The 26590-nt window shown below is 58.5% G+C and carries 21 protein-coding genes and 2 pseudogenes; 16 read left to right on the top strand and 7 right to left on the bottom strand.

Annotated elements, in window-relative coordinates; all coding sequences use genetic code 11:
• Positions 1-102: 102 nt before the first annotated feature.
• A complete protein-coding gene (locus BBTA_RS41495) occupies positions 103-372 on the top strand; it encodes a hypothetical protein (RefSeq protein WP_012047075.1) in 270 nt (89 codons plus the stop codon).
• 236 nt (positions 373-608) lie between these two features.
• Positions 609-744 (top strand): annotated as a pseudogene (locus BBTA_RS41490) (cation transporter); the annotation flags it as partial.
• 359 nt (positions 745-1103) lie between these two features.
• Here the strand turns inward: BBTA_RS41490 and BBTA_RS34115 are convergent.
• Both BBTA_RS34115 and BBTA_RS34110 read right to left on the bottom strand, forming a co-directional pair.
• A pseudogene (locus tag BBTA_RS34115) lies at positions 1104-2105 on the bottom strand (IS110 family transposase).
• 316 nt (positions 2106-2421) lie between these two features.
• Positions 2422-2664, bottom strand: coding sequence for a DUF2171 domain-containing protein (locus BBTA_RS34110; RefSeq protein ID WP_006022536.1), 243 nt, complete (start codon positions 2662-2664; stop codon positions 2422-2424).
• Positions 2665-2785: 121 nt separating this feature from the next.
• Between BBTA_RS34110 and BBTA_RS34105 the strand changes: the two genes are divergently transcribed.
• Both BBTA_RS34105 and BBTA_RS34100 read left to right on the top strand, forming a co-directional pair.
• Positions 2786-3472: a ZIP family metal transporter gene (locus BBTA_RS34105; RefSeq protein WP_371260219.1), complete on the top strand. Its 687-nt coding sequence runs from the start codon at positions 2786-2788 to the stop codon at positions 3470-3472.
• Positions 3473-3784: 312 nt separating this feature from the next.
• Complete coding sequence (locus tag BBTA_RS34100) at positions 3785-5119, top strand: IS5 family transposase (protein ID WP_006022538.1); 1335 nt, start codon at positions 3785-3787, stop codon at positions 5117-5119.
• A 180-nt stretch (positions 5120-5299) separates the two neighbouring features.
• On the opposite strand, the gene BBTA_RS34095 is transcribed toward BBTA_RS34100, so the two are convergent.
• Complete coding sequence (locus tag BBTA_RS34095) at positions 5300-6607, bottom strand: NRAMP family divalent metal transporter (protein WP_006022539.1); 1308 nt, start codon at positions 6605-6607, stop codon at positions 5300-5302.
• 551 nt (positions 6608-7158) lie between these two features.
• Positions 7159-8439 carry a tetratricopeptide repeat protein gene (locus BBTA_RS34090; protein WP_006022540.1) on the bottom strand — a complete coding sequence of 427 codons (1281 nt, stop codon included), beginning with the start codon at positions 8437-8439 and terminating at the stop codon, positions 7159-7161.
• Positions 8440-8984: 545 nt separating this feature from the next.
• On the opposite strand from BBTA_RS34090, the gene BBTA_RS34085 reads away from it, so the two are divergent.
• Positions 8985-11060, top strand: coding sequence for a carbohydrate porin (locus BBTA_RS34085; protein WP_049795435.1), 2076 nt, complete (start codon positions 8985-8987; stop codon positions 11058-11060).
• A 920-nt stretch (positions 11061-11980) separates the two neighbouring features.
• Here the strand turns inward: BBTA_RS34085 and BBTA_RS34080 are convergent.
• Positions 11981-12304: a hypothetical protein gene (locus tag BBTA_RS34080; RefSeq protein ID WP_006022543.1), complete on the bottom strand. Its 324-nt coding sequence runs from the start codon at positions 12302-12304 to the stop codon at positions 11981-11983.
• 361 nt (positions 12305-12665) lie between these two features.
• On the opposite strand from BBTA_RS34080, the gene BBTA_RS34075 reads away from it, so the two are divergent.
• Positions 12666-13493, top strand: a complete 828-nt coding sequence (locus BBTA_RS34075) for a hypothetical protein (RefSeq protein ID WP_006022544.1) — start codon at positions 12666-12668, stop codon at positions 13491-13493.
• A gap of 63 nt (positions 13494-13556) precedes the next feature.
• Here the strand turns inward: BBTA_RS34075 and BBTA_RS34070 are convergent, their stop codons facing one another.
• The gene (locus BBTA_RS34070; protein WP_006022545.1) at positions 13557-14468 is read right to left on the bottom strand and encodes a cation diffusion facilitator family transporter; all 912 of its coding nucleotides are present in this window, start codon (positions 14466-14468) and stop codon (positions 13557-13559) included.
• Positions 14469-14604: 136 nt separating this feature from the next.
• The gene (locus tag BBTA_RS41015; RefSeq protein ID WP_160166476.1) at positions 14605-14862 is read right to left on the bottom strand and encodes a hypothetical protein; all 258 of its coding nucleotides are present in this window, start codon (positions 14860-14862) and stop codon (positions 14605-14607) included.
• A 213-nt stretch (positions 14863-15075) separates the two neighbouring features.
• On the opposite strand from BBTA_RS41015, the gene ihpA reads away from it, so the two are divergent.
• From ihpA to BBTA_RS34020, 10 genes are all read left to right on the top strand, one after another.
• Entirely contained in the window at positions 15076-16350 is a 1275-nt protein-coding gene (ihpA, locus tag BBTA_RS34065) for a divalent metal ion exporter subunit IhpA (RefSeq protein ID WP_006022546.1), read from the top strand.
• Positions 16347-17294 carry a divalent metal ion exporter adaptor subunit IhpB gene (ihpB, locus tag BBTA_RS34060; protein WP_006022547.1) on the top strand — a complete coding sequence of 316 codons (948 nt, stop codon included), beginning with the start codon at positions 16347-16349 and terminating at the stop codon, positions 17292-17294. Before ihpA ends, ihpB begins: the two co-directional genes overlap by 4 nt.
• Positions 17284-17649: a P-II family nitrogen regulator gene (locus tag BBTA_RS34055; protein ID WP_006022548.1), complete on the top strand. Its 366-nt coding sequence runs from the start codon at positions 17284-17286 to the stop codon at positions 17647-17649. Before ihpB ends, BBTA_RS34055 begins: the two co-directional genes overlap by 11 nt.
• Positions 17642-20872 carry an efflux RND transporter permease subunit gene (locus BBTA_RS34050; protein ID WP_006022549.1) on the top strand — a complete coding sequence of 1077 codons (3231 nt, stop codon included), beginning with the start codon at positions 17642-17644 and terminating at the stop codon, positions 20870-20872. The genes BBTA_RS34055 and BBTA_RS34050 overlap by 8 nt, the downstream gene beginning before the upstream one ends.
• On the top strand, positions 20869-21252 hold the full coding sequence (locus BBTA_RS34045; protein ID WP_006022550.1) for a hypothetical protein: 384 nt from the start codon (positions 20869-20871) through the stop codon (positions 21250-21252). Before BBTA_RS34050 ends, BBTA_RS34045 begins: the two co-directional genes overlap by 4 nt.
• 113 nt (positions 21253-21365) lie before the next feature.
• Positions 21366-21719 carry a hypothetical protein gene (locus BBTA_RS34040; RefSeq protein ID WP_244424500.1) on the top strand — a complete coding sequence of 118 codons (354 nt, stop codon included), beginning with the start codon at positions 21366-21368 and terminating at the stop codon, positions 21717-21719.
• Positions 21720-21858: 139 nt separating this feature from the next.
• Positions 21859-23001: an OpgC family protein gene (locus BBTA_RS34035; RefSeq protein ID WP_006022552.1), complete on the top strand. Its 1143-nt coding sequence runs from the start codon at positions 21859-21861 to the stop codon at positions 22999-23001.
• 26 nt (positions 23002-23027) lie between these two features.
• Positions 23028-25238 (top strand): heavy metal translocating P-type ATPase, encoded by a 2211-nt coding sequence (locus BBTA_RS34030; protein WP_006022553.1) that lies wholly within the window; start codon positions 23028-23030, stop codon positions 25236-25238.
• A gap of 52 nt (positions 25239-25290) precedes the next feature.
• A complete protein-coding gene (locus tag BBTA_RS34025; RefSeq protein WP_244424236.1) occupies positions 25291-25869 on the top strand; it encodes an MgtC/SapB family protein in 579 nt (192 codons plus the stop codon).
• Between the two features lie 268 nt (positions 25870-26137).
• Positions 26138-26452 carry a hypothetical protein gene (locus tag BBTA_RS34020; protein ID WP_006022555.1) on the top strand — a complete coding sequence of 105 codons (315 nt, stop codon included), beginning with the start codon at positions 26138-26140 and terminating at the stop codon, positions 26450-26452.
• The last annotated feature ends 138 nt before the right edge of the window (positions 26453-26590 follow it).

Raw genomic sequence — 26590 nt, 5'->3', positions numbered from 1 at the left:
CTTGCCGAAAATGTCAGTTAGGTGGTAGCTGACGTCCGATCGCCATCTGGTTCATACCTGCCAACAAAGCACCTGATGAGTGGCCCAAAGAACAATAAGGGCGTGGCGACGATTGACAAGCTGCGGTCTGGTCTGGGCCATGCGCGAGACCACAAGGATATCTCTCCCGTCCTCGCCGAAATCGGCAAGCTTACTCCGATCTTCGGTCGGCTCGAATCAATGGGGATGACGGCCAATTTCGTCGTCCGCCTGCGCACGACGCAGGACGTGCTGCGCAGGTCGATGCTGCGCATTTTCCAGACCCAGCGGGTCGAGTTCGTTTCGTCGGTCACGCGCTGGTCCAGACGCCGGTGTTCTCGATTGTCGCCATGATGCTGTTCCTGAAGACTGAAGGCGACCCGGCATCGGCCATCATGTTCGGATTCATCTCCCACATGTTCGTCTACGCGCTCTACCCGTCCGCCTGCTCGAGCAGCCGTTTGCCAAGGGACACGGGTCTGTGGACGATGTCAGTTTCTTCCTGCTGGCCGAGCTCGAGGTGGGCTTGCGCAGATCGATGAACGAGCACGCCTCTTTGCATCCAGTCTCAAACGCAGGGAGTTGAAGTCATGCACGGTGGAGGTGCCGCAGGAACCGCGGGCGGGCAACACGCGGGGAGGTTGGAAGGCCGAAGTCGTGGGAGGTCTGGTCACGGGCAGCCTGACGCTACTTGCCGACGCAGCGCACATGCTCACCGATGTCGGCTGTCGACCAGCAATCCGGCGCGCCCTCGAACAAAGGGGCGAATTGCAGAAATCACACTTGTGCATCTGTGGATGACACCCACATGGCAAGAACATTTTTTAACGTCATGGCATTTTTGGTCGTTGCGGTCATCTGTCCGGCCTTTGATTGCAGCTTATCAGAGCCGCATGGCCTTGATGGTAGTCCGCTGATCGGGCCCCAATCATCGTTGACGGACTCAAAGTCCGTGCACAGGTTCGGGGTGTCCTGATCCTCGGTGTGTCGACCGGATGCCATCACGTCGTCATTGCCCTCGCCAAACTCAGTGTTCGTTGTCTTGAGCGGTGTTCAGGCGGTTGCATTTGCTAAGCGATCTTTTTTCAGGCGATTCCGAACGGTCGTTCTCGGAAGGTGCCCCCACGCTGCATGATTGCCCAGACGATACAGGCGAGCTTGTTGGCGACTGCGACGGTGACAACGCGCGCCGGCCGCCGGGCGAGCAGCGCATTGACCCATCCAGCTAGGTCGGGCTTGTTGCGCACGTAGCGAACAACGGCTGTGGCGCCGAGCACAAGGAGCCGCGTAGGTACGGTTCGCCCTTCTTGGAGATGCGGCCCAATGCCATTTTTCCACCGCTGCCATTCTGTTCCGGGACCAGCCCGATCCAGACCGCAAAATGGCGGCCCCGACTTGAACGCGCTGGCATTGACGATGGTTACCACCAGCGCGGTCGCCGTGATGATCCGACTCCGGGAATGGTTGCGAGCCGCCGGCTCAGTTCGTTGCCGCGATGACGGGCAAGGATTGTTCGTTCGATGGCTTCGATTTTCGACTGCAGCTCCTGGATTTGCATCAAGATCAATTCGGCGCAGGCCCGGGCCGGCTCCGGAAGTTCCGTGCCCTGGGCGAGGGCCTCGAGCTCCGGAATGCGCCAGACTCCTTTGGGAGCGATCAAACCAAACTCGGCAAGCTGCCCCGCGATGAATTGACCAGCATGGTACGCTGGCGAACGAACAGATCCCGGGTGCGATGTAGCATCAGAATCGACTGCTGTTCGGCGCTCTTGACCGGCACGAACCGCATCGTCGGCCTTGTGACTGCCTCACAGATCGCCTCAGCGTCGACCTCGTCGTTCTTGCCGCGCTTGACGTAGGGTTTGAGGTAACCGGCCGGCATCAACCGGATATCATGACCGAGGTCCGTCAACTCGCGTCCCAATAATGGGCAGTTCCGCACGCCTCCATGCCGATCAAACAGGGCGATAGTTTCTCTAAGAATGCCTTTAATTCAGATCGTCGGAGCTTCTTGCGAATGACGACGTTGCCCGCAGCGTCGATGCCATGCACTTGAAAAACGGGCTTGGCGAGATCAAGGCCGCTGATGGTTGGATGCGTTGTGGATAACTCCCCTCGCTGTTGCCTCTGCAACAAGTTTGGCAAATCTGATGCCGGGAGTGGGTGTCATCCACGCATCATCATTAATGCGGAGGTAAATAGAGTAATAGGTGGTCGCTCGATCTTCGATGCGTCAAACTGGGCAGGCAGCACGTTCCAGTTTGCGGGCAGAATGAGCGCAATGGCGGATGCGCTGCGGGTGGCGGCTCGACGACGCCAGACGCCAAAATCCATGATGTTTGGAGTTGGAAACAGAAGGTATCCCCGGCCGGCGGGGCGCCAGCCGGGATGCATGCCGTTAGGTTTACTTCCGCCCTTCGTGCTCCCAGTGAGCGGTGATATCCGCGCCGGATTTTGTAAGGTGCACATGTTGGTCAACGTGGTCGATCCAGGCGACCGGGATGAAGTGATGATGGTCGCCATCCGGGGAACTTTGTTTGGTCAGCTTGATCTTGTCGGCGCCCTCCAGATGGTCGACCTTGCCGACGGTCTTTTTGTCGGATGAAATGACGTCCATGTGCTCTTTGATTTGCGAAGTGTCCGGCATAATAATCTCCTATGAGTGTAGAAATCAGAAACGCGCCACGAGGGTTAAGGTTGCTTAATCGATTAGCCGTTCTATCCCCGCGCAGATCAGCGCCAACGCTCCGAGCCGTCCAAGGGTGAATGTGCCCGGTTGGTTTTATACCCTGATCCCAAGCGTCGCCGTCGTTCTGGGGGCTGCCGTCGCGCTGTGGCGGCAGCCGACGCCATCGATCGCCGCTGCGATTCAGCATTTCGCGGCGGGCGTCGTTTTCGCCGCCGCGGCCGGGGAACTCCTCCCGGACATCAAACATCGCCAGTCGGTCTGGGCGGTCATCCTTGGAGGAGCCGCGGGCATCCTCCTCATGCTCCTGATCAAGCGTCTGGGCAAAAAAGCCAAAGGCACCCTTGGCGTGGTGATCATGGTGGCGGTGGATATCTTCATCGATGGATTGGTCCTCGGCATCGGATTCGCGGCCGGCGCCAAACAGGGTTTCCTCCTTACGGTAGCGCTCACGATCGAAGTGCTTTTTCTGGGGCTGTCGCTCGCCGGCGAATTGTCGGAAACCGTCCGGCAACCGATGAAGGTTCTCGCGATCATTACTGGCCTCGCTGTGCTGTTGCCGATCGGGGCGGCCGTCGGCATCCCTGTCAGTCATCTGCCCAATTTCTGGATCGCGGCATTCTTTTCGTTTGGTTTGATAGCGCTACTATACCTCGTCACCGAAGAGCTTCTGGTGGAAGCTCATTCGGCTCCGGAGACACCGTGGGTAACCAGTCTTTTTTTCGTGGGTTTTCTGCTGATTCTCCTGTTGGACGAAGTCGCCGGTTGAATGCCAAACTTCCTTCTTCTTGGGAGAGACAGTGCAGACAAACCCTTTTCAAGCGTGGCTGGCCAAGGTCGGATGGGAGATTGCGGTCGCGGTGGCTCTGGCGGCGGCGCTCGCTATCAGTACGGGAGCCACGAGCACGCTTTTCTTTCGCTATTTAGTCGTCCGTGAAGAATTCCGAAGCCGTTGATTTGGAATCCGGAAACGGCATTTTGCCGTAACTGGATTTGCCGGAAAACAGGCCTTTGGAACGGGATTCCTTGCAAACTTAATTTGTGATTCACTCGCCTTTGACTGCTTTGGCGAGGGGATCAGATGCGGCCACGGGAGCGGAGCGAGACGGGAGAGCAGGACCTTTTCCGGTCCCGGCTCGATCAGATCATCGACATGAAGCATCCGCTGGGGCGGACGGTGGATTGGGGGGTCCTGGAGGAGCGTTTCGGCGAGGTTTACACCGATGATCCCGGCCGGCCGCCGCTGCCGACGCGCCTGATGGCGGGGCTGGCAATCCTCAAGCACACCTACGACCTGTCCGACGAGGTGCTGTGCGAGCGGTGGGTCGAGAACCCCTATTACCAATACTTCTGCGGAGAAGAGTTCTTCCAGCACCGGCTGGTGTTCGACCGCTCGTCGCTGACGCGCTGGCGCAACCGGATGGGCGAGGAACGGCTGGCTGCGCTGATCCAGGAGAGCCTGTCGGTTGCCACCAGGACCAAGGCGATCAAGCCGTCCGAGCTGTCGCGCGTGATCGTCGACACTACGGTTCAGCCCAAGAACGTGATGTTCCCCACCGATGCGAAGCTTCTGAACCGGGCGCGCGAGAAGCTGGTGCAGCTGGCGAAGCTTCACGCGGTGCCGTTGCGCCAGTCCTATGCGCGGGTGGGCAAGTTCGCCCTGATCCAGCATCAGCGCTATGCCCACGCCAAGCAGTTCAAGCGCGCCAACCGGGCGCTCAGGAAGCTGCGCACCTATCTCGGCCGCGTCATCCGCGATGTCGGCCGCAAGATCGAGGGTAGCGGCGCGCTCGAAGCGGCGTTCACAAAGCTGCTGGCGCTCGCGCGGCGCGTGCGCGATCAGAAGCAGCATCAGCGCGGGCCGAAGGTCTATTCCCTGCACGCGCCGGAAGTCGAATGCATCGGCAAAGGCAAGGCCCACCGGCCTTACGAGTTCGGCGTCAAAGTCTCCGTCGCCACCACGATCGGCCACGCCAAGGGCGGCCAGTTCGTCACCCATGTGAAGGCGCTGCCCGGCAATCCCTATGACGGCCATACACTGGCCACCGTGATCCCGGACATGGAGGCGCTCATCGGCAACGTCATCGCGCGCCTCCTCGCCGACAAGGGATATCGCGGTCACAATGCGCCGCCCGATTACAGGTTCAGAGTCTTCATCTCCGGCCAGAAGCGAGGGGTAACGCCGAGGATCAAGCGCGAACTGCGCCGCAGGGCCGCCGTCGAACCCGTCATCGGCCATCTCAAGGCCGAGCACCGCATGGGCCGCAACTATCTCTGGTTCCGCCAGGGGGATGCCGCCAACGCCGTCCTCGCCGCCGCCGGCTACAACTTCGGCCGCCTCATCCGCTGGCTCGGCCTTTTGCTGCGCCTGTTCCTGACCGCACTCTTCCCCGGACTTTCGTTCAATCCAGTCTGAGAGCGGAGTTCTTCACCGACGACTATTTAGCGGGCGTCAGCGGGCTCGGATCTCTTGTGAAGGCGGCGGTAGCCATCGGCCGCGGGCGTCAGCTCACGGAGCGCCTATCCGAGTGGGACGAGGCGATCGTTCTCGCCACGATGTCCGCCGGCGCGCATCTGATCGCCGGTCACTTGGACACTACATGAAGTACGTGACCCCCATGGCGACCGCGGCCGCTGCCATGACAGCGGTCGCTATCCATCCCAGCCCGGTCAGCCAACCGCCGATCGTGAATTCGCCCATGATCTTCGCGTTGGCCACCATCAGCATCATCAGCCCCATCACCGGCACCGCCACGATACCGTTGATGACCGCGCACCAGTACAGCGCCTTGATGGGATTGATCGGCGCAAAATTGAGGAGGATGCCCACGAGGGTCGCCATGACGATCGTCGCGTAGAAGGCCTTCGCTTCCTTGGGCTGTCGCGTAAGCCCGATCGGCCATTTTCGGGCTTCGCCAATGGCGTACGCTGCGGAGCCGGCGAGGACGGGAATCGCCAGAAGTCCCGTGCCGAGAACGCCCAATGCGAACATTGTCGCGGCGTAGTTGTCTGCGATCGGACGCAACGCCTCGGCAGCCTGGGCGGAGGTCTCGATGTCTGTCACGCCGGACACGTTAAGCGTGGCTGCGGTCGTCAAGATGATGGCCAGCGCGATGAGGTTTGAAACGCCCATGCCGATCAGGGTATCGAGTTCGATCCGCTTGATGGCGTCGGGGCCTTGTTCTGGCGCCCGTTTCAGGACCTGTCGTTCAGGAACGGCGCGGATGTCCTCGGCCTCCTGGGACGCCTGCCAGAATAGAAGGTAAGGGCTGATCGTCGTGCCAAAGACCGCGACGATGGTCTGAATGTATTCGGTCTTCCATGTAATGGACGGCCACACGAATTGGCGCAGCGCTTCGCCCCAATGGACGTCCACCATAAACAACGTCGCCACGTAGGCGAGCAGCGCGAGCGTCAGCCATTTCAAGTAGGATACGTACCGGGTGTACTGCAGCAGGACCTGCAGCCCGATGCAGACGACGCCGAATAGTGCCACATAGAATGTTTTCGAGCCCCCGAGCACCAGACTGGTGGAGTCGGCCATGGCACCGAGGTCGGCGCCAATGTTGATGATGTTGGCCGCCGCCAGCAGCGCCACGAAGGTCTGCAGGAGCCAATTGGGGTAATGCTGACGCAGGTTGCCTGCGAGGCCACGACCCGTCGTCCGTCCGATCCGTCCGCTGATCATCTGGACCGCCGCCATGAGCGGATAGGTCAACAGCATTGTCCAGCTCAGGGTGTATCCGAACTGGGCGCCGGCCTGGCTGTAGGTGGCAATTCCGCTGGGATCGTCGTCGGAGGCGCCCGTGATCAGCCCCGGTCCCAAGGTGTCCAGAAGGCGTGGTTTGCTGGTTCCGACGACCGGGCTAGGCAGTGTCCGCACGCTTTTTTTCGTCGAACTCATCCCGCAATGCCCCTAAATCCTAAAAAGCCAAAAATTGGCGTTTGATTGCGCGCGGGTTGCGCCCGAGTTCCCGGGAAGTCAGTAGACGGTTTTTGGCCAGGGCGCCGGTTTAGCGTACAGGGGCCATTAGGTTCCGGCGATTCGCCCGGCTAAGCGCAAGGCTGCATTCGATGTCACCCACACAAAGAGCCTTCTTCGTCATCGGAATTCTATTGACGACTGCCTTGGCCGCGACGGTAGCCGGTATTCTTCTGCATCGTGCGTTTCCGGATCATCCCTGGGTCACAATAATCGGACCCCTCGGCGCAGCAGGGACGATCATCGGGTTGGCCAAAATCCTTCGGCGCAGGTAACAAGCGCCTGTTGCCGCACAATCAAACCCGGCCAAACTGCAGGTCAGGCCGTCATGGAGATGAAGCACACAATGTCCGGCATCAATTTCGGCTATTCGGATTACCATGCGCTTGTTCAATGACTTGATATTGGCCCCCATCAGGCGCCACTTTAGCAAGCGCAATTTCAGGACTGCGGACGAGCACTTACCGTCCAACTCACTTTGGAACTAAAAGTTTCAACTCAGCGATGGCTGCGCCGTGCACGACTTCCTCCGGCCCACAAGTAGAAATCAGCCGCTGCAAAGTTTCACGGGCTTGATCTCGCTCACCGTTGTGAAGCGCGAATTCGCCGGTGAAAAATCTGGCCTCACAATCCCGTTTGGTCTTCTCGCCGGGAACGCCCTGGAGGGCCGCCGCTGTTACGGATTCCGTTTTCTCCGTCCCAAGGTAAAGCCCAAGCACTGCAAAGGGCCACTCATTGCGCGTCACCTTTTTGGCGGCTTCGGCAACCTCTTCTCGATCGTCTTCGCCCTTATGAACACGAGCAATATGTGCCCAGATGATCGGATATGGATTATTCGGGCGAAGTCGCGCCGCGGTCTTGAAGTCGGCAATGGCGCTATCCAATGCGCCCGCGATCAAATGCACCCGCCCTCTGCCGAGGAAGATAGCCGCATTGCCCGGATGGAGTAATAAAGCCGAATCGAAGTCGGTGAGCGCGTTTTCGTATCTTTCCATAGTCAGGTTGATTGTGGCGCGATTGGTCAGCGCCGTCACATCTTTCGGATTAATTCGGATCGCGGTGTCGAGATCGGACAACGCTGCTTTGAAGTTTCGAAGCATGAGATGTAAAACCGCCCGGTTGACGTATGCGTCCGAGAACAGCGGTTGTAACGATATGGCCTGGTCATAGTCCGCAATTGCGCGTTCTCTTTCTTGCTTCAGCGCGTAAGTGTGGGCTCGGTTGTAATAAGCCTGCGCATAATCCGCTCGGAGGCCAATCGCCCGATCGAAATTGACGATCGCCTGATCGAGGTCGCCCAAACGATCATAAACGTTGCCGAGATTATTAAAAGCGAGCGGGTCTGTCGGAGTTAACCTGGAGACCGTCAGAAAATCTTGCAAGGCTCTCTGATATTCACCTTTGTCGCCCCAGATCACCCCCCGATAAAGATACAGGTTGGGAAATTCCGGGATAAGGACGATGGCCGCGTCGAAGTCGGCGAGAGCACGATCGCGCAGCCCCAGCGACTCGTACGAAGCGCCGCGGCTGTACAAGAGGAACCCGCGCTGCTTGTCTTCCAAAATCCCCTGCTTGAGAGCGTTATCGAATAGCCGGATTGCAAGCTCGAATTCACCCCGGTCCTTTGCCAAAAATCCTGCTTGTGCGAGATCAAGCGCGCTGCGCTGCGCAAAGCTCGGTGACGCTAAACAGGCCGCCGTTACCGACGCGGCGACGAGCAGCAAGTACCGAAATTGTTTGAATGAAATCTTCATTGATCGATTCTTCCGCACGCTTGCCGAAATCACATCCTTTGAAAGCACGTCAGAAGGTGCTGGCATCATATCAAACGTGTCAATCCGGGAAATGGGCGTTTAGGCCCGCGCTGGGCAGGTTTGCGCGCCAGCCGATGAGCAGGCAATCTTGACCTCCGTTTGCTTTCTTCGGCGGCGTTTCCAACGAATTTGGGCATTCGACGACGTGTGACACTCGTGCGCTTGCGGCAGCAGCGTTGCCATTGTGGTGGCGTAGCTTGGGAAGCACCTTCCGAGATTGGACTCTAACACCGTTATTCGGCGTGTCGCGCAGCTCTAGCTCTAGGCAATCATTCCTGCGTTTTCTCGGAATTGCGGCCAGAATTAAATTTCATAGTACACTTCGAATATTCTCTTGCAATTAAGAATGAGTTGCAACTAAGTTGTGTGGCCAATGCGGACTTTCGGCCTCTATCTGTTGCGCTGCCGCAACCGAAGCGCCCTGTCCGAGGGCGTCCGATGTTGGGCATTAAAAGCTGTTACAAACGGCCGTTAAAACCGTGCCAATGGATTGTTACGTGAAAAGAATCTCGACATTCGTCGGCGCGATATGCGGCGTTTTGACCGCCAATTCTTGGGCATCAGCCGAAAGTGGGCGCGTACCACTTCCCGTTCAAGCTTCGGTTTCCAGTATATTCGATTGGACCGGCTTCTATGTTGGAACTCATTTCGGTTATGCTGCGGGGGCCTCCAACTGGTCGGCAACGCAAGCTGACGGATCTGCGCCGCGCTTGATGGGCAGGCTTGATTTTTACCCTCAGTACGACGCGTTCAAGGGGACTGGTAGCTTTTCGAGCGGTCTACAAGCTGGCTATAATTACCAAGCTGCATCACGGTTGTTGCTAGGCGTTGAGGCCGATATCTCATTTCCAAACAGCGTTTCAGCCACCCAGACATTTTCGACTACACTTGGCGATCAAGCGAGCTACGGAGAAACAGTGCTTCACGCCGGGAGCGTCCGCGGGCGTGTCGGCTACGCGTTTGACAACTGGTTGGTTTACGGCACCGGCGGTTTTGGCTGGAGCTTCGATCAATTCACGCGCACGCAGCTGATGGGCAGCCCAATGGGTGGCAGCGCGGTGCCCGGAACGCTCGAAAAACATTCACTATGGCGGCTCGGCTGGGTGGCGGGTGCCGGTGTCGAGCTTCCGGTCGCGCCAAGCTGGACGGCGAAATTGGAATATTTGCTGTCCGAATTTGGCGGTCAGTCGATATCATTTCCCGCCGGAGCCCAAAAATTCGAAGGGGATTATGCTTCTCACAGCATCCGTCTCGGTCTGAATTATCAACTTCGTGACCCCGGCAAAAAAGACGTGGCTTCGGCAAATGGAATTTCCGCGCTTGAGACGGAGAATTTCAGCCTTCACGGCCAGACGACTTTTGTCGGCCAATACGCCGCTCCTTTTCGGGCACCGTATCGCGGTCCGAACAGCCTCGCTCCGAATTCAGCACGCGAGACCCTGGATATTACGTTTTACGCAGGTATGCGGCTGTGGGAAGGAGCAGAACTGTGGATCAACCCTGAGATCGATCAGGGGTTTGGCCTCAGCAACACGCTGGGAGTTGCCGGTTTTCCAAGTGGTGAGGCCTACAAAGTCGGCGCTGAATACCCGTACACGCGCCTCCAGCGGATGTTTGTCAGGCAAACGATCGACCTCGGTGGCGAGAAGCAAAAAGTCGAATCGAACTTCAATCAATTTGCCGGCTCGCAGACCGCCGACCGTTTGGTCATCACGATCGGGAAGTTTGGCGTCGGCGATGTCTTCGATACCAACAAATACGCGCACGATCCCCGGACCGACTTCCTGAACTGGTCGATTATCGACAGTGGCGCCTTCGACTATGCGGCGGATGCCTGGGGCTACACTTACGGTGCTGCTGCCGAATGGTACCGCGGAGCCTGGACATTGCGTGCAGGATTATTCGATCTCTCCAAGGTGCCTAACAGCACCGAGTTGGATCCGCGATTTTCGCAGTTTCAGGCGCTCGCCGAAATCGAACATCGTCATGAACTCTGGGGGCAGCCCGGCAAGATCGCGGTCACCGGCTTCCTCAGCCGGGGACGCATGGGAAGCTTCGATGATGCAGTGCGACTGGCCCAAGTCACGAATCAGCCCGCCGACGTTGCAGCTGTCCGGCGTTACAGAAGCCGAAGCGGTATCAGCATGAACCTTGAACAGCAACTCATGCCAAACGTTGGTCTGTTTGCACGTGCCGGCATAGCCGACGGCAAAGTGGAGCCGTATGAGTTCGCCGATATCGACAAAACGGTTGCCGCCGGCTTGTCCGTATCTGGCGATCTTTGGGGACGAGCCGGTGACACTGCCGGAATTGCCGGTGTCTTGAACAGTATTTCAAAATCGCATCAAAGCTATTTCAATGCCGGAGGGCTTGGCATTCTCATTGGGGACGGTCAGCTCCCCAATCCAGGTCTGGAAAAGATCATCGAAGCCTATTACAGCTTGGCCGTTACGCCGGCGTCACGCCTGACATTCGATTATCAGCTCATTGCAAACCCGGCCTATAACCGTGACCGAGGTCCGGTTTCCGTGTTTGGTACACGCCTTCACGCTCAGTTCTAGCGATCAATAAAGCTCCTGATAGCGATGTCAGATGAGCTCTGGACCAGACACCCACTGCGCAGGAAGTTGGAATTGTTGCGGCGCACACAGAATCGAGCTTTTTCTTTCCGTCTGGCAGTTCGTTGCGCGCGCATCAGGCTGGGTTTCCCTCATGGAGGGGGCGTGTGGCCAATTTTCACAGGTTTGACGGCGATCGCGGCGAGGATTGTCCTGCCTTTGATTTTGCAATCAACCGCAAGCCTTCACTCGCCCGTTTAACCCTCGTGGCCAAATTTGAATTCCCTAGTGGCCTGTTTTGGGGTAGGAAAGTGTTCGTTGGTTAGCTTGCGGAGGCTCCAATGTGTCGCATCCGCTTCCTAATGTTGGTAATCGCGCTCACGGCCGCAACTTGCTCGAATTGCCAAGCCATCGGGTCCTTTCAGACCAAGCCGGCGTTTCCGAAGGTGGTGATGGCCGGTGTTGCACCTCCACCACCAACCGTGAGATTGCCCGATGTGTCCGAACGCGATCTCGTTGTTGGCTGCGGTAGGGGGCGCATCCGCGATCATCGAGCACATGGTTGCCGTGGCCCGGCCGATATCGGCCAGTACCAATAATCCTGCCGAATCCGGTTGCAGTCGAACCGGCTTGAAATAGTTTGGCATGCTGCGACGTGAACGGGGTTTCCCCGCAGCTGTCGCAGTCGTCTATGGCGGTTATCGAATGTTGACGCCCACCACGAAAACCGGTTGCGACGCTCAGCGACCCTTTCGATCTCGCACAGGCTGGCTTCGTTGCAAAAGACAAACCAGCAAGATCCGCGGTTTTTCGGCACAACCGCTGAATCCTAGGTGATCGATTACGGTCCATTAAACTTGCAACTCACTTCTCGCCCCCGGGGGGGGGAGGGCGAGTTTATCCGCGCCGCTCAAGAGCCGCATTTACATGCAGACGCGGACCCGCCGGGTTCTGTAACCGTAAGGGGTCCAAACGGCGCGTTGGCGAATGAAACAATCCGCGGCATACGCGTATGGATAATAGCTGCCATAATAGGGGGCCGGATAAAATCCACCATAAAAACCGTAATGCCCGCCATGGTGTCCGCCAAACCCGCCGTGGTGACCTCCGCCGAAGTGACCTCCAAAATAGCCACCTCCAAAATGACCACCTCCATGATGGTCCCCGCCGTGATGCTGCGCCAGTGCCGGTTGTGCAACAAACAGAATTGCCGCCAGAACGGCCACGGCCGTCAAATGCTTGATCATGTCCCTCTCCCTCGAACCTTAAGACTATCAGCGTCGTCCACAATCATGGCATGATTTGGTTTGTTGTCGCCGAGCTTACTCGCAAGTTCCCGGATCGGTAACGCGCTTTTCCCAGATCCCTAAAGCTCAATAAACCCTTTCAAAGGGATGCGAGTGTCATGTCCCCTTCTGCGCCATGAAAGAGACGCTTCTCCAGCAAATAGGTGATGCTGTGCTGCGGCCCTTTTCACAACGTCCGCCATCGTGAATTGGAATGCAGACAGAAATTCATTCAATAAATATCGCAACTGACTCAGCGTCCTTGCAGTGTCCGAGACCGCGTTTCCCCAGCGCAACATCGTGTTTGATGAAAGTTCCAGTTATGGATTGGCTCAACAAGCGTCACCACCTGAAGAGACTCAAGCTGTTTTTCGTGGTGGCAGGTTTGGTCATCGCGATCAGCTTGCTCAAGGTATTCGTTCACTGGATGCAGTTTGAATTCGTGACGCTCAGCACCTTGCTGACCAGTGCGATCGGCGGCGCCATCTTCATCATCGGTTTTTTGTTGTCCGGCGTTCTATCCGATTACAAGGAATCGGAACGCTTGCCAGCCGATATTCGCGTCGCTCTGGAGGCGATTCATGACGACGCCATGTGCTTTGCCGAAAAAGCAAAGAGTTTTCAACTTGGATCCCTGCGGGCTATTCTATCGGGCATTCTGGTGACACTGCAGAAGGGCTTGGGGCACGAAGGCGCCCACAGCAGACTGCAACCCGTCATCGCCGAGATCGACAAGCTCACACCGGTGTTCGCACAGATGGACTCGCTCGGGATGCCCGCCAATTTTATTGTTCGACTGCGCGGTCAGCAGGATCAGCTTCGCAGATGCGTATTCCGCATCTATCACATCCAAAGCATGCAGTTCGTGCCGTCGGTCTACATCCTGGTAAAAACGCTGGTTGCAGCGATCGTCCTGCTATTGCTGTTTCTAGAGACCGAAGGTTCGCCCGGCACCGCACTGATTTTTGGGTTCATCTCCTATATGTTCATCTATGCTCTTTATCTCATCGAAACGCTTGAGCAGCCGTTTCGCAAGGATCACGAATCGCTCGACGACGTAAGTCTATTTCTGCTCCGCGAGTTCGCAGACAAGTTGGCTCAGTGCGACGCAGCCGATCCCGCGACAGTCGTGCGCGATCCCGGTCCATGAACAGCGAAAAGGAATAGAACGTGAAATTGGTAGGAATACGTGGCGACGCCAAGACCTCGAGATCTAGACTCGCAGAGCCGGCTCAGCCGCGCGAATTTCTTCGTCCTCAATTTGCAAAGTCACGTGATCAATCTTGAACTTCTCCTCCAGAACGGCTTTGGCGCGTTTCAGCACCGTGGCTGCGGCCTGCATGTCAGTCACGACGAGATGCCCGGTCAGGGAGTCCGTTCCGGACGTAATAGTCCAGACGTGCAAATCGTGAACCGCCGTAACGCCCGGAATTTCCCGCAGCGCCTTTTCGAGGAGTGGGAGATCGATCTCGGCCGGTACGCCTTCCATCAGGATATGAACGGCCTGATTCAACAGCTTCCACGTGCGCGGTACGATGAAGAGGCCGATCCCGGCGCCGATAATCGGATCGGCAAGGGTCCAGCCGGTAAACATGATGATCAGGGCCGCGGCGATCACGCCCAAGGAACCAAGCATGTCGCTGAGAACCTCGAAATACGCCCCTTGGACGTTGAGGCTCTCGGAGGAGCCGGCCGACAATAACTTCATGCTGACGAGATTGACGATCAGCCCGACGGCGGCGACCGCCAGCATCGGCGTGCCCAAAATTTCGGGCGGCGACAGGAACCGCTTATATGCCTCGTAAAGAATATAAATTGTCAGCAGCAGGAGAACGACCGCATTAATCAGTGCGGCAAGGATTTCAGTCCGTAGATAGCCATAGGTCTTTTGCGGCGTTGGAGCTTTTTGAGCGAAATGAATTGCGAACAACGCCAGGCCCAACCCGCCGGCATCGGTCGCCATATGCGCGGCATCCGCGATCAGGGCGAGGCTGCCGGTCCAGATTCCGCCAACGATTTCGGCGGTCATATACGTCAACGTCAGGGCCAGCGCCGCGTAAAGAGGCTTGCGGTGCCGCCCGGCCGCCGACGGGATTGCACCTCCGTGCGAATGACCTTCACCCATAACCAAAACCTCTCTCTATTGCGAACAACTTCAAGCTCATTTTCCGCCAGTGTGACGGCCAGGTGAACGTTGTCTGACAGAACCAGCTATTCGTAAATCTGGGGGTTCCGGACGGACGCGCGACAATGTAATAGTATTACTCTGCAAGACTTGCTAATCGGAACATATGAGCCATCGGCTGAACAAAAGGTTGCCTACATCGAAAGCGTCGGGCGCTCGCCGTGCGCTGCTGGCTTTGCTTGCCTTTGCGTATCTTTTCGTCGGAATGTCCCATGCCGTGTCCTGCGCCGACGAGGCCGTGGGAATCTCGCTCGCCTCCGATTTCAGCACCGCTTCGGATGAAGGCGGTCCAGATGACGATGGAACCAGAAAGTTGCCGGTGGTCGCCAGCCATTGTTACGTCTGTGCACCGGTCCTGACGCCAGCGCTGGCCGCGGTAAGCGGTCGGTCTGCCAAGCTCGTCAGGCGGTCCTTTGTGGCTCAACACCATCTTCACGCCAACCCTCTCTGGCTCGATACGCCGCCACCCAAGCATCTCACCTGAGCAACTAGCCGAACGCGCGACTAAAGTCGCGTCGTCATCTGTTTCGCTATTCAGGTTGATCTTATGTGGTTGGTTCGAGTGGCTTTGCGCCTGGCGGGTGCAATGCTTTTATTCACAATTCCCGTACAGGCCGCCGAACGCGCGTCGCCCGCCATTTCGCTGCCGCAAGCACTGCAGCGGGCCTTGGCAGCGAACCCGAGGCTGACGGCGGCGGAGCGTGACATCGGTATTGCCGGCGGGCTGCGCATCCAGGCCGGCGTACTGCCCAATCCGGACGTTTCGTTCGAGCTCGACAACGCGCTGGGATCGGGACCTTACAAAGGCCTACGATCAGCCGAGACCAATCTGCAGCTCAGCCAGCTCGTCGAATTGGGTGGCAAACGGGAAGCGCGCATCGCTGCCGGTGAGGCCGGCATCGGCACGGCAGTGTGGCAGCGACGCGCAACGCGGCTGGAGGTTTTGTCGGAAGCCGCGATCGCGTTCATCACGATCATCAGTGCGCAGCGGCGGATCGAGATCTTCGACGAGCAGATCGAAAGCTTTGGCACCCTCATTCCCCTGTTGGAAAAGCGCGTTCAGGAAGGTGCTTCTTCACCGGCTGAAACACTGCGTGCGCGGGTCGCGGCCGATTTATTCCGGGTCGAGCGGGAGCGCGCCAAGACACAACTCGCTTTAGCGCGTCGCGACCTCGCAATCCTGATGGGCGACAGCAGCCCTCATTTCGGCAAAGCGTTGGGGCGGCTAACCAACATTGGACAACCGCCGCCGTTCCGGGACGTGTTGCAGGCGATTGAAGCCAACCCGCAATTGTTGCGTTGGACGGCGGTTGCGGCCCAACGCAACGCAGAACTCCTGATCGCGCGTCTGAAAGCAATCCCCGATCCGCGCATTTCGGCGGGCTGGCGGCACTATCAAGACACCAATGACAATGCCGTACGGCTCGGCGTGTCGATTCCGATACCGATTTTCGATCAGAACGCGGGCAACATCATCGCTGCTCAGGAAACGCTTGCAAAGACTGATGCCGAGCGCGCGATCAACAAGCTCGTCCTCACCAGTATCGTCGGCCGTGCCTACGATACCCTTACCGGCGCCTTGGCCGAGCTCAAGCTGCTGCGGACGTCAATCATTCCGAATGCACGTAGTGCTTCCGAGACGATCCAGAGCGGCTATCTGCAGGGACGGTTTACGCTGCTTGAGCTGCTCGATGTCAAAGGCTCGGTCTTGCAGGCGCTGCTTCGAGAACAGGAGGCCCTGCAGAACTTTCACATTGCCATCGCGACGATCGAAGGTCTTGTCGGCAACCCGTTTACGCTCACGCGCGAGACGTCAAGATGAAACGACTTCTGAGATACTTTTTTTTCGTGTTGGTCGCAGCGGGGCTGGTCTATGGCGGCTATCGAATGCTGAAACCGGCCGTACCCAAGACGGCTCCTACCGAAAAAGCCGAGAAGGAAGAACATGCAGACAGCGTCGCTTTAAGCGACGCCAAGATTGAGGCCGCTGGAATTGAGCTGGTAAAGGCCTCAACCGGTGTGTTGCGGGACAGCCTGTTGCTTAACGGTATCGTGCAGCCGAACCAGGAGTCGCTGGTTCAGGTCACACCGCGCTTTCCTGGTATCGTCCGGGACGTCCGCAAGCGGATCGGCGACGTCGTCCAGAAGGGCGATGTGCTGGCCGTCATCGAAAGCAATCAGAGCTTGACGCAATACGAGTTGAAGGCATCGCTTGCGGGCACGGTCATCGATCGTCAGATCTCGCTGGGTGAGTTCGTCTCCGAACAGAAATCGGCATTCGTGGTAGCGGATTTGTCGAATGTTTGGGTGGACTTCTCGGTCTACCGCCGCGACCTGAAGCGGGTCAGCATGGGCGATCAGGTACTCATCGATCCGGCCGACGGTGGACCCCCAATCGAGGCCAAGATTTCCTATCTTTCCCCCGTTGGGAGCAGTGACACCCAAAGCGCCATTGCAAGGGCAATTGTCACAAATCCCAGCCAGCGGCTGCGGCCTGGACTGTTCATCACGGGGCGCCTCACGTTGTCGGCCAAGACGGTTCCGGTCGCGGTCAAGTCGTCTGCGCTTCAGACCGTGGAAAATCGAACCGTTGTCTTCGTGCGCAAAGGCGAGAAGTTCGAGGCACGCGATGTCGAGGTGGGCGACCGCGATCCGCAGCTCGTCGAAATTCTGTTCGGCGTCTTCGATGGCGATCTCTACGCGGCGCAAAACAGCTTCATCGTGAAGGCGGAGATGACAAAGGGAGCGGGCGGCGATGAGCATTGAGGGCAGCAAGACGTTGATCACCGCGCTGATCCGGCCGCACATGGAGGGTCATGTCGTTCGTGCGCTGCACGACCTTGCTGATTTCCCCGGTTTCACCTTCGACGAAGTGAGGGGACAAGGAAGAGGGCGCGGACAGGGCGGCAGTTACATCTCGACTGACGCGGACCTCACTTACCATCAATATTTGGAGCTGAGATTGGTTTGCCGCTCCGACCTCGCTGAGGACATTTGCAGGCGGATCGCCTCGGCCGCATGGACCGGCAGGAAAGGTGACGGCGTCGTCTACACGACGCCGGTCCATTCGTTCTCGCGCGTCAGGGAAATTGGCAAGCGCCCGGAGCAACCTCATGATTAACGGGATTCTTTCTTTCTCCATCCGGCAGCGTTGGCTGGTGATGATCGGCGTTTTTGTCATGGCCGCTTTCGGAGCGTGGAATTTCACGCGTCTGCCGATCGACGCCGTGCCTGACATCACCAACGTTCAGATCCAGATCAACAGTCGCGCGCCCGGCTATTCGCCGCTGGAAGTCGAGCAGCGGATCACGTTTCCGATCGAGACCGCGATGGGAGGTTTGCCTCATCTGGACAGCACCCGCTCCCAATCCCGCTACGGCTTGAGCCAGGTCACCATCATCTTCAAAGACGGGACCGACATCTATTTCGCCCGGCAATTGGTCAACGAGCGGATTCAGCAGGTCAAGGACCAGCTTCCGCCCAGCATCGAAACTGCGATGGGACCAATCTCTACCGGCCTCGGTGAAATCTATCTGTTCACCGTCGAGGCAAAACCGGAAGCACGCAAAACCGGCGGTGACGAATACACGCCAAGCGACCTGCGGACGATCCAGGATTGGATCATCAAGCCACAACTACGGAATGTTCCCGGCGTCATCGAGGTCAACACCATTGGCGGCTTCGAACGGCAATTCCATGTGCTGCCGGATCCGGCGCAACTGATGGCCTACAAGCTCAGTTTTCGCGAGGTCATGACGGCGCTGGCCGCGAACAATGCCAACGTTGGAGCGGGGTATATCGAACGCAACGGCGAGCAGTATCTCGTTCGCACGCCCGGCCAGGTCGCAAATGTCGAGGAAATAAAGCAGATCGTGATCGGCTCCCGCCACGGCGTACCTGTGCGGGTGATGGACGTGGCCGATGTCAAGGAAGGCAAGGACCTGCGAACGGGTGCGGCAACGGTGGACGGCAAGGAGGTGGTGTTAGGCACCGCCATGCTGCTGATCGGCGACAATAGCCGGACAGTAGCTCAACGCGTGGCGGCAAAGCTGAAGGAGATCGGGCGGTCCCTGCCGGAAGGCGTGATCGCACGAGCCGTCTATGACCGGACCAAGCTGGTCGAGGCGACGGTTGCGACCGTGGAAAAGAACCTCGTCGAAGGCGCTCTTCTCGTCATCGTGATCCTGTTCCTGATCCTTGGAAACTTCAAGGCGGCGATCGCCACCGCCTTCGTCATCCCGCTGTCCATGCTGTTTACCATTACCGGCATGGTGGAAAACAAGGTCAGCGCAAACCTGATGAGCCTTGGCGCCATCGACTTCGGCATCATCATCGACGGCGCGGTGATCATCGTTGAGAATTGCCTGCGCTTATTGGCCGAGGAGCAAACCAGGCAGGGCCGTGTCCTCGATCGGCAGGAACGGTTCGAAACCATCTTGACGGCGTCAAAAGAAGTGATTGGTCCGAGCCTGTTCGGGACGTTGATCATCGGCGTCGTGTATCTGCCGATCCTGACGCTCACCGGCGTCGAAGGAAAGATGTTCACGCCGATGGCGTTGACAGTGCTGATGGCGCTAACCGGCGCGAGCATCCTGTCGCTGACGTTCGTGCCGGCTGCCGTGGCCTTGCTGGTGACCGGCAAAGTCTCCGAGCATGAGAACTGGTTCATGCGCGGTGCGCGCTATGTTTACACGCCACTGCTCGCCGCTTCGATCCGCAACAGATGGGGCGTTGCGGGAATCGCGGTCCTGCTGATGGCCGTGTGCGGCATCGCGGCTTCCCGCATGGGCGGGGAGTTCATTCCGAGCCTCGACGAAGGTGATGTTGCACTGCAGGCGATCCGTATTCCCGGCACCAGCCTGACGCAGTCGCTGGAGATGCAGGCCATGCTCGAAAGGCGATTATTGAAGATACCGGAGGTCCGGGAAGTGTTTGCCCGCACCGGAACCGCGGAAGTTGCAACCGACCTGATGCCGCCCTCGACGTCCGACGGATACGTGATGTTGAAACCGAGGAAGGAATGGCCCGATCCGGAGAAGCCAAAAGCTTCGGTTGTTTCCGAGATCCAGGAGGCCGCCGAAGAGATCCCGGGCAACGTCTATGAGATCTCGCAGCCGATCCAGCAACGCTTCAACGAGCTGATTTCCGGCGTCCGCAGCGACGTCGGCGTCAAGATCTTTGGCGACGACCTCGACGTGCTCGTCCAGTCCGCGGCCAAGGTGCAGGCAGTCCTGCAGGGTGTACAGGGCGCCGCCGACGTCAAAACCGAACAGGCGTCGGGGTTGCCTGTGCTTACGGTCAAGCTCAACCGTCAGGCGCTGTCTCGCTACGGCATCAGCGTCGGCGACGTGCAGAACCTGGTCGAGATCGCCGTCGGCGGTAAGAATTCCGGCATGGTGTTCGAAGGAGATCGCCGTTTTAACATCGTCGTCCGGCTTCCGGAACATTTGCGTTCCGACATCTCGGCGCTCAAGGCGCTTCCGGTGCCGCTTCCGCCGCTGGAGAGCCAGGCCAAGCCGGTGACAGCGCTCTGGAGCAACTCGCCTCTTTCTCAGATTCGCTATGTGCCGCTTTCGGAACTGGCCCAAATCGACGTCGCGCCCGGACCCAATCAGATCAGCCGCGAAAACGGCAAACGGCGAATTGTCGTGACCGCGAATGTCCGTGGACGAGACCTCGGCTCTTTCGTCGCGGACGCCCAAGAGCAGGTCGAAGCCAAGGTCAAACTTCCGGCCGGTTATTGGATCGGCTGGGGCGGCCAGTTCGAGCAACTGGTGTCCGCGACGCAGAGGCTGACGATCGTCGTGCCGGTCGCGCTTCTGTTGATTTTCCTGCTTTTGTTCATGAGCCTTGGTTCAATGCCGGACGCGCTACTGGTGTTCAGTGGCGTACCGCTGGCTTTGACTGGCGGAATTATCGCCCTGCTGCTTCGAGGCATTCCGCTGTCGATCAGCGCCGGGATCGGTTTTATCGCCCTGTCCGGCGTGGCGGTGCTCAACGGCCTCGTCATTATTACTTTTATCGAGCGGCTCCGGAGCGAGGGCAAGAACGTGATCGATGCGGTCCGGGAAGGATCGTTGACGCGGCTGCGGCCGGTGCTGATGACTGCGCTCGTCGCATCTCTCGGTTTCGTGCCCATGGCAATTGCGACCGGCGCCGGGGCAGAGGTGCAGCGGCCGTTGGCGACGGTCGTCATCGGCGGAATCATCTCGTCGACCATACTGACCTTGTTGGTACTACCGGCTCTCTACGTCTTGTTCAGGCGGGAAGATCTGGAAAATGGCGAATCCAAATCACAGGCTACAGAACCCAAATCACCGGCTACAGAAGGAGCAGTGTCATGAAATACCTGATCGCTATCGTTTGTGTTGTCTTTATGTGGTCCGCACCCTCCTATGCTCAGCACGCGCATGGCGGCGAAAAAGGCCCCAACGGCGGCCCAATGGAGGATGTTGCTGGCATTGATGCCGAACTCATGACATCCGGCAACAAAATCACAATCAACGTCTTCGATCCCAAGACGACAAAACCCGTTGCAACCAAAAACTTTACCGCAGCGGTCATGATTGCGAGCGGCAGTACGCGTGAAACGGTCACTCTCGCCCCCCAAGGCGACAACTCCCTTCAGGGCGACGCGAAGAGCCCCGTGACAGCAGGCGCCACGATCACCCTCACCATCAAGACGGCAGACGGACAATCCGGTCAGGCCAAGTTCAAAAAGTAGGACGATCGTTGGAGCAAGACGAGCGAAGCTTAAAAGAATGTCGCAAGGTGAACCGCCATGTGACCGTGCCGGCGCGTGTTAGTAGCGCCGCGCGCGTGCTCCTGATCGTTTCGCTGTTTTTGGCTGACGTTTTCGCGGCCGGCGCATCTCGACCCCTCCGGGCGCAGGCACAAACGGCAAAAATCGTCGGTCTGGGCGCCACGACGTGCCAGCGGTTCTCCGATGACGTCAAAGCCAATCCTGCGGTTCGACGAGACTATCTGGCGTGGGCGCAAGGGTTCATGAGCGGAATCATATCGAGCCGGCCGCCGGGTGTTGATGAGGGTCTCGACCTCGCTCCGGTGTCCTTCGATCTGATCAAACAACTGCATTATTTGGAAGATTACTGCGCGCGGAACGTCTCGCTGGATTTCTCGGACGCCGTAGCAGCGCTGTATAAGCGGCTCCGTCAGGAGGGTAAGACGTGAAATTAAATCAATGCGTCAAGCTTCGCCGGTGCGGTCAAGGAGTCGATCATGAGCGACAACTCACAAGCTGTTCGGATGCGCTTCCGCATTGAACCTTCGGATGGGAGCATTGCGGTCGCAACGCTCGGGTACGGATGACATGAACACAGCGGTAGCCAAAAGCGGCTTGGGTCGTGACTTGAGGTTGGACCTTTTCCGCGGGCTGGCAAATTGGGCGATCTTTCTCGATCACATTCCCAATAACGTGGTCGCCTGGATCACGATGAAGAACTACGGGTTCAGCGACGCGGCCGACCTGTTCGTTTTCATCTCCGGCTACACGGTCGCGCTCGTCTATTCGCGGACGATGGCCGCGGGCGGCTTTGTCGTGGCCGCGGTCGGCATTCTGGCTCGGGCCTGGCAGCTATACCTCGCGCTTATCCTGCTGTTCGTCGTTTATGTCGCCGCGATCGGCTACGTGGCCCAGAATTACGGTCACGCCTATCTGCTCGACGAATTTAACATTCGGCGCTTGATCGCCGATCCGATCGAATTCCTGAAGCACGGGCTGCTGCTGGAGTTCAAGCCGCTCAATCTGGACGTCCTGCCTCTCTACATCGCGCTGATGGTCACGTTCCCGCCGTTCCTCTGGCTATTGGTGCGGACGCCCGGTCTGGCGCTCGCAGTCTCCTTCGCAATCTATGCTGCGGCCCGGACCTTTGACTGGAATCTCGCGAGCTATCCCGATGGCGAGTGGTATTTCAATCCCTTTGCCTGGCAGTTTCTGTTCGTGATTGGCGCCTGGATTTCGCTCGACGGAACGGGCCTGGTGAGGCGGTTGACCGCATCCCGCCTGGTCCTGTGGTCGGCCGTGCTCTTCCTGCTGCTCGGTCTTGCCGTCACGCTCGCTGCGCGCCTCGGCTTCTCATCCGCGATGCCGGCACTGGTCGTGGATCTGTTTCTCCCGAACGACAAGACGAACCTGGCACCGTATCGGATCCTGCATTTCCTCGCACTCGCGCTGATCGTCGCGAGATTGGTGCCGCGCAGCGCGACGGCGTTGAAGTTTGCCGTCCTGCGTCCCGCGATAATCTGTGGCGAGCGCTCCCTCGAAGTATTTTGCGTCGGAATATTCCTGTCGTTCGTTGGGTGCTTCCTCATCGAATTGGTTTCCACCTCAATCGCCTTTCAGTTGTTCGTCAGCCTATCTGGCATCGCCTTGATGACAGCCGTCGCCTACTACCGATCGTGGATCAACAACCTGCGACCGGCATCGACGGCCGACAGATTGAGGGCTGTATGATGTCTGACTCTCATGGAGCCAACCCGATGGCGTCCGCGACTTCAGTTACCACCCGGTTGCGGGTTGAGGGGATGGATTGCGCCGGGTGCGCGATCAAGATCGAAAACGCCCTACGGCGGATACCCGGTGTTACTGAGGTGAACGTATCCGTCGCTGGGGGCGCGGTCACTGTCAGGCATGATCTGGCGGATACCAGGACGATGAGCAGCCAGATCGCGGCTGTTGGATATGCCGTTACCGGGTCGGAAGAGGTCGGAGCCAAACACGCTGGTCATGAAGTGTCCGCTCCCGAGGAAGACACCGGCCGTTTCCACGTCCACGATCACAGCCCCACGAACAAGAGCTGGTGGCAGACCAGCAAGGCGGATTTGACGATCGCGTCCGGAACCGCGCTCGCAGTCGCCTTCGCATTGGGAAAAGCCATTCCGGCCACCGAACAATGGGCATTCCTTCTGGCGATGATGGTCGGCCTGGTCCCGATCGGCAAACGCGCAATTTCCGCAGCGATTGCAGGAACGCCGTTCTCGATCGAGATGCTGATGACGATTGCCGCGGTCGGCGCGGTCTTCATCGGCGCGACAGAGGAGGCGGCAACGGTCGTTTTCCTGTTCCTGATCGGCGAAATGCTCGAGGGCGTCGCTGCCAGCCGGGCGCGAGCCAGCATCCAGGACTTGACAAAGCTTGTTCCAAAGACCGCCCGGCTCGAGGATGATGACGGTCAGGTCCGCGAGGTGGAAGCCGACACGCTATCGGTCGGCGCCATGATCCAGGTGCGTCCCGGCGACCGCATCCCGGCCGACGGCGTCATCGTATCCGGAGAGAGCGCCATCGACGAAGCGCCGGTCACAGGCGAAAGCACACCCATCCGCAAGGGGACGGATGCAATGTTGTTTGCCGGTACCGTCAACGGCGACGGATTGTTACGCGTACGCGTCACCGCCGCTGCAGCGGACAATACGATCGCGCGCGTGGTGCGCCTGGTCGAGGAGGCGCAGGAGTCTAAGGCGCCGACCGAGCGTTTCATCGACCGCTTCTCGCGCTACTACACGCCCGGCGTGGTAGCGGTCGCGGCTCTGGTGGCCATCGTCCCGCCGCTGCTATTCGGCGGAGCCTGGAACGGCTGGATCTACAAGGCTCTGGCTATTCTTCTGATTGGCTGTCCTTGCGCCTTGGTTATCTCTGTGCCTGCGGCGATCGCTGCCAGCCTGTCTGCCGGCGCGCGTCGGGGACTTCTGCTGAAGGGCGGCGCGGTCCTTGAACAAATCGGCAAGGTCACCGTGGCATGTTTCGACAAGACCGGCACGCTCACCGCCGGCAAGCCCCAGGTGACGGACATTATCGGCTTCGCACGCAGTGAGGCCGATGTCCTGCGTTTCGCCGCAGCGCTCGAGTCCGGTTCAAGTCATCCGCTCGCTACTGCGATCTTGGCCAAGGCGGCAGAGCAGAATGTCTGGTTGCCGGCGACCTCCGGCTCGAATGCGATCGGCGGGAAGGGAATTCGGGCCAGTGTCGAAGGCGCGGAAGTATTCTTGGGATCGCCAAAAGCTGTCGCGGAGATCTGTACACTGACAAACGAGCAAGACAACAAGATCGCAGCGCTGAACGACGAAGGCAAAACGGTTTCGCTGGTTGCGGTCGACGGGCAGATCGCGGGTGCAATCGCGATGCGTGACGAACCCCGCCCTGACGCGAAAAGCGGGCTCAAGCTTTTGACGGATGCCGGCATCCGGACCGTCATGCTGACGGGTGACAATCGCCGCACGGCGGATGCGATCGGCAAGCAGCTGGGAATAGAAGTTGAAGCGGAGTTGTTGCCGGAGGACAAGCAGCGCATGGTCGGCAACTTTCAAAAAGCGGGGTGGTCGGTCGCCAAGATCGGCGACGGTATAAATGATGCGCCAGCGCTGGCGGCCGCCGATGTCGGCATCGCGATGGGCGGCGGTACGGATGTCGCGCTGGAAACCGCCGACGCCGCCGTGCTGCACGGGCGAGTCGCGGATGTCGCAGCCATGGTCGACCTGTCGAAGCGGACGATGGTCAACATCCGGCAGAACATTTTCGTCGCACTCGGACTGAAGGCGGTCTTTCTCATCACCACGGTCGTCGGGCTCACCGGCTTATGGCCCGCTATCCTTGCAGACACGGGCGCGACGGTTTTGGTGACAATGAACGCGCTCCGTCTACTTCGCCTTCCGGCAACCGGATCTCTTGAACCTAAAGTAGCCAGGAAACTATAACTCAACAAAGACTCGCACTCAGAGAAACCATCCGATGCTTCATCGATCATGCGTGTTTTCGCTGCCCAAGAGACTTCTTATTTCGGTCTTCGCACTCTTATTCGCCGCCGTCATTTTTGGGTTAATAATGGATGCTGCATTCGCAGCTCCAGGCGAAGCGGGCGGAACGACAAGGTTCGATCTGGCGCTTCTCGTCCGAATCGGCGTTGCCGTCGCGCTGGCTTTCCCCATTGGATGGGAGCGTGAATTTCGCGGTTCGGAAGCAGGCGACCGTACCTTCATGCTCGTCAGCCTGGGAGCGGCTGCGTTCACCGCGGTCGGCGTCGAGAACTTCCCGGCGACCGCCGAAAAGGTGATGGCGGGCGTTGTGACCGGCGTAGGATTTCTGGGCGGAGGCATGATCCTCAAAGATGGCGGCAACGTCCGTGGCTTGACCACTGCGGCCGCCATCTGGGCGACGGCGGCTGTCGGGATGCTCGCAGGGGTTGGCGAACTTCTCATAGCCGGGCTGGTGACTGCGATGGTGATCCTTATTCTAGAGTTTGAGTTTTTGCCCGTGTTCGGCCGTCTCGACGCGCGACGCTGGAGACCGACGAAAATTGATCAGGAAAAACATGGACGCGAATTCTGATGGTTCTTCTAGTTGTGCATAGGCTGGGTGCGGGTCCTGCCATCGCGTCTAACGCACCTATCGCGGGCGGAGGGGCGATTATGGTCGGCGGCGGCGGAAACTCTTCGTTTCTTCCTAATTTGTCGAGGAGCCCAAAGGTTAGCCTGCGAAGGCAATACGTGTATAATTGAATCGATCATCCGCACGACTGGCTTGTAACATTGACTGTCCCCCCTGAAATACAACTGGCGTCTCGAACTCAGTGTCATCTTAATGCGAGGAGATCAAAATGGGCTTCGATCAATATCACGAACCGCCAGAAGAGCTTTCGCAGGAAACGCGTACCTTTGCGCGAATGATCACGTCGCTGATCGAGGAGGCGGAGGCAATCGGCTGGTATGAACAACGGATGTCGCTCGAAAAGGACAAGGAAGCCAAGGCCATCATGGCGAACGCGCAAAAGGAAGAATTCAAGCATTTTGGCATGAATCTCGAATTTCTTCTTCGTCGCAACAAGGATTGGCGAACCGAGCTCCAAGGGATTTTATTCACGAAAGGAGACATCGTTAAGCAAGGCGAAGCTGCCGAGAAGAAAGTCGATTGATCCACTCTTGAGGTGGCTGCCATGGTCGATAAGAGGTCGATCCCGCGGAAGAGGGTATTCAAGGCCGGAAAGATCACGTTCGGCGGTGCCGTTATCGATTGCACCGTCCGAAATCAAACAGTGTACGGGGCTCTACTT

Source organism: Bradyrhizobium sp. BTAi1, from assembly GCF_000015165.1.
Taxonomy (GTDB): Bacteria; Pseudomonadota; Alphaproteobacteria; order Rhizobiales; family Xanthobacteraceae; genus Bradyrhizobium; species Bradyrhizobium denitrificans.
The sequence above is the reverse complement of the archived record's forward strand: the minus strand, read 5'-3'. Positions and strand labels throughout refer to the sequence as shown.

Coding starts and splice junctions, on each gene's coding strand:
- BBTA_RS34110 (WP_006022536.1), bottom strand. CDS start 2,664: ATGCCGGACACTTCGCAAATCAAAGAGCACATGGACGTCATTTCATCC.
- BBTA_RS34100 (WP_006022538.1), top strand. CDS start 3,785: ATGCGGCCACGGGAGCGGAGCGAGACGGGAGAGCAGGACCTTTTCCGG.
- BBTA_RS34095 (WP_006022539.1), bottom strand. CDS start 6,607: ATGAGTTCGACGAAAAAAAGCGTGCGGACACTGCCTAGCCCGGTCGTC.
- BBTA_RS34090 (WP_006022540.1), bottom strand. CDS start 8,439: ATGAAGATTTCATTCAAACAATTTCGGTACTTGCTGCTCGTCGCCGCG.
- BBTA_RS34085 (WP_049795435.1), top strand. CDS start 8,985: ATGGATTGTTACGTGAAAAGAATCTCGACATTCGTCGGCGCGATATGC.
- BBTA_RS34080 (WP_006022543.1), bottom strand. CDS start 12,304: ATGATCAAGCATTTGACGGCCGTGGCCGTTCTGGCGGCAATTCTGTTT.
- BBTA_RS34075 (WP_006022544.1), top strand. CDS start 12,666: ATGGATTGGCTCAACAAGCGTCACCACCTGAAGAGACTCAAGCTGTTT.
- BBTA_RS34070 (WP_006022545.1), bottom strand. CDS start 14,468: ATGGGTGAAGGTCATTCGCACGGAGGTGCAATCCCGTCGGCGGCCGGG.
- BBTA_RS41015 (WP_160166476.1), bottom strand. CDS start 14,862: ATGGCTGGCGACCACCGGCAACTTTCTGGTTCCATCGTCATCTGGACC.
- ihpA (WP_006022546.1), top strand. CDS start 15,076: ATGTGGTTGGTTCGAGTGGCTTTGCGCCTGGCGGGTGCAATGCTTTTA.
- ihpB (WP_006022547.1), top strand. CDS start 16,347: ATGAAACGACTTCTGAGATACTTTTTTTTCGTGTTGGTCGCAGCGGGG.
- BBTA_RS34055 (WP_006022548.1), top strand. CDS start 17,284: ATGAGCATTGAGGGCAGCAAGACGTTGATCACCGCGCTGATCCGGCCG.
- BBTA_RS34050 (WP_006022549.1), top strand. CDS start 17,642: ATGATTAACGGGATTCTTTCTTTCTCCATCCGGCAGCGTTGGCTGGTG.
- BBTA_RS34045 (WP_006022550.1), top strand. CDS start 20,869: ATGAAATACCTGATCGCTATCGTTTGTGTTGTCTTTATGTGGTCCGCA.
- BBTA_RS34035 (WP_006022552.1), top strand. CDS start 21,859: ATGAACACAGCGGTAGCCAAAAGCGGCTTGGGTCGTGACTTGAGGTTG.
- BBTA_RS34030 (WP_006022553.1), top strand. CDS start 23,028: ATGGCGTCCGCGACTTCAGTTACCACCCGGTTGCGGGTTGAGGGGATG.
- BBTA_RS34020 (WP_006022555.1), top strand. CDS start 26,138: ATGGGCTTCGATCAATATCACGAACCGCCAGAAGAGCTTTCGCAGGAA.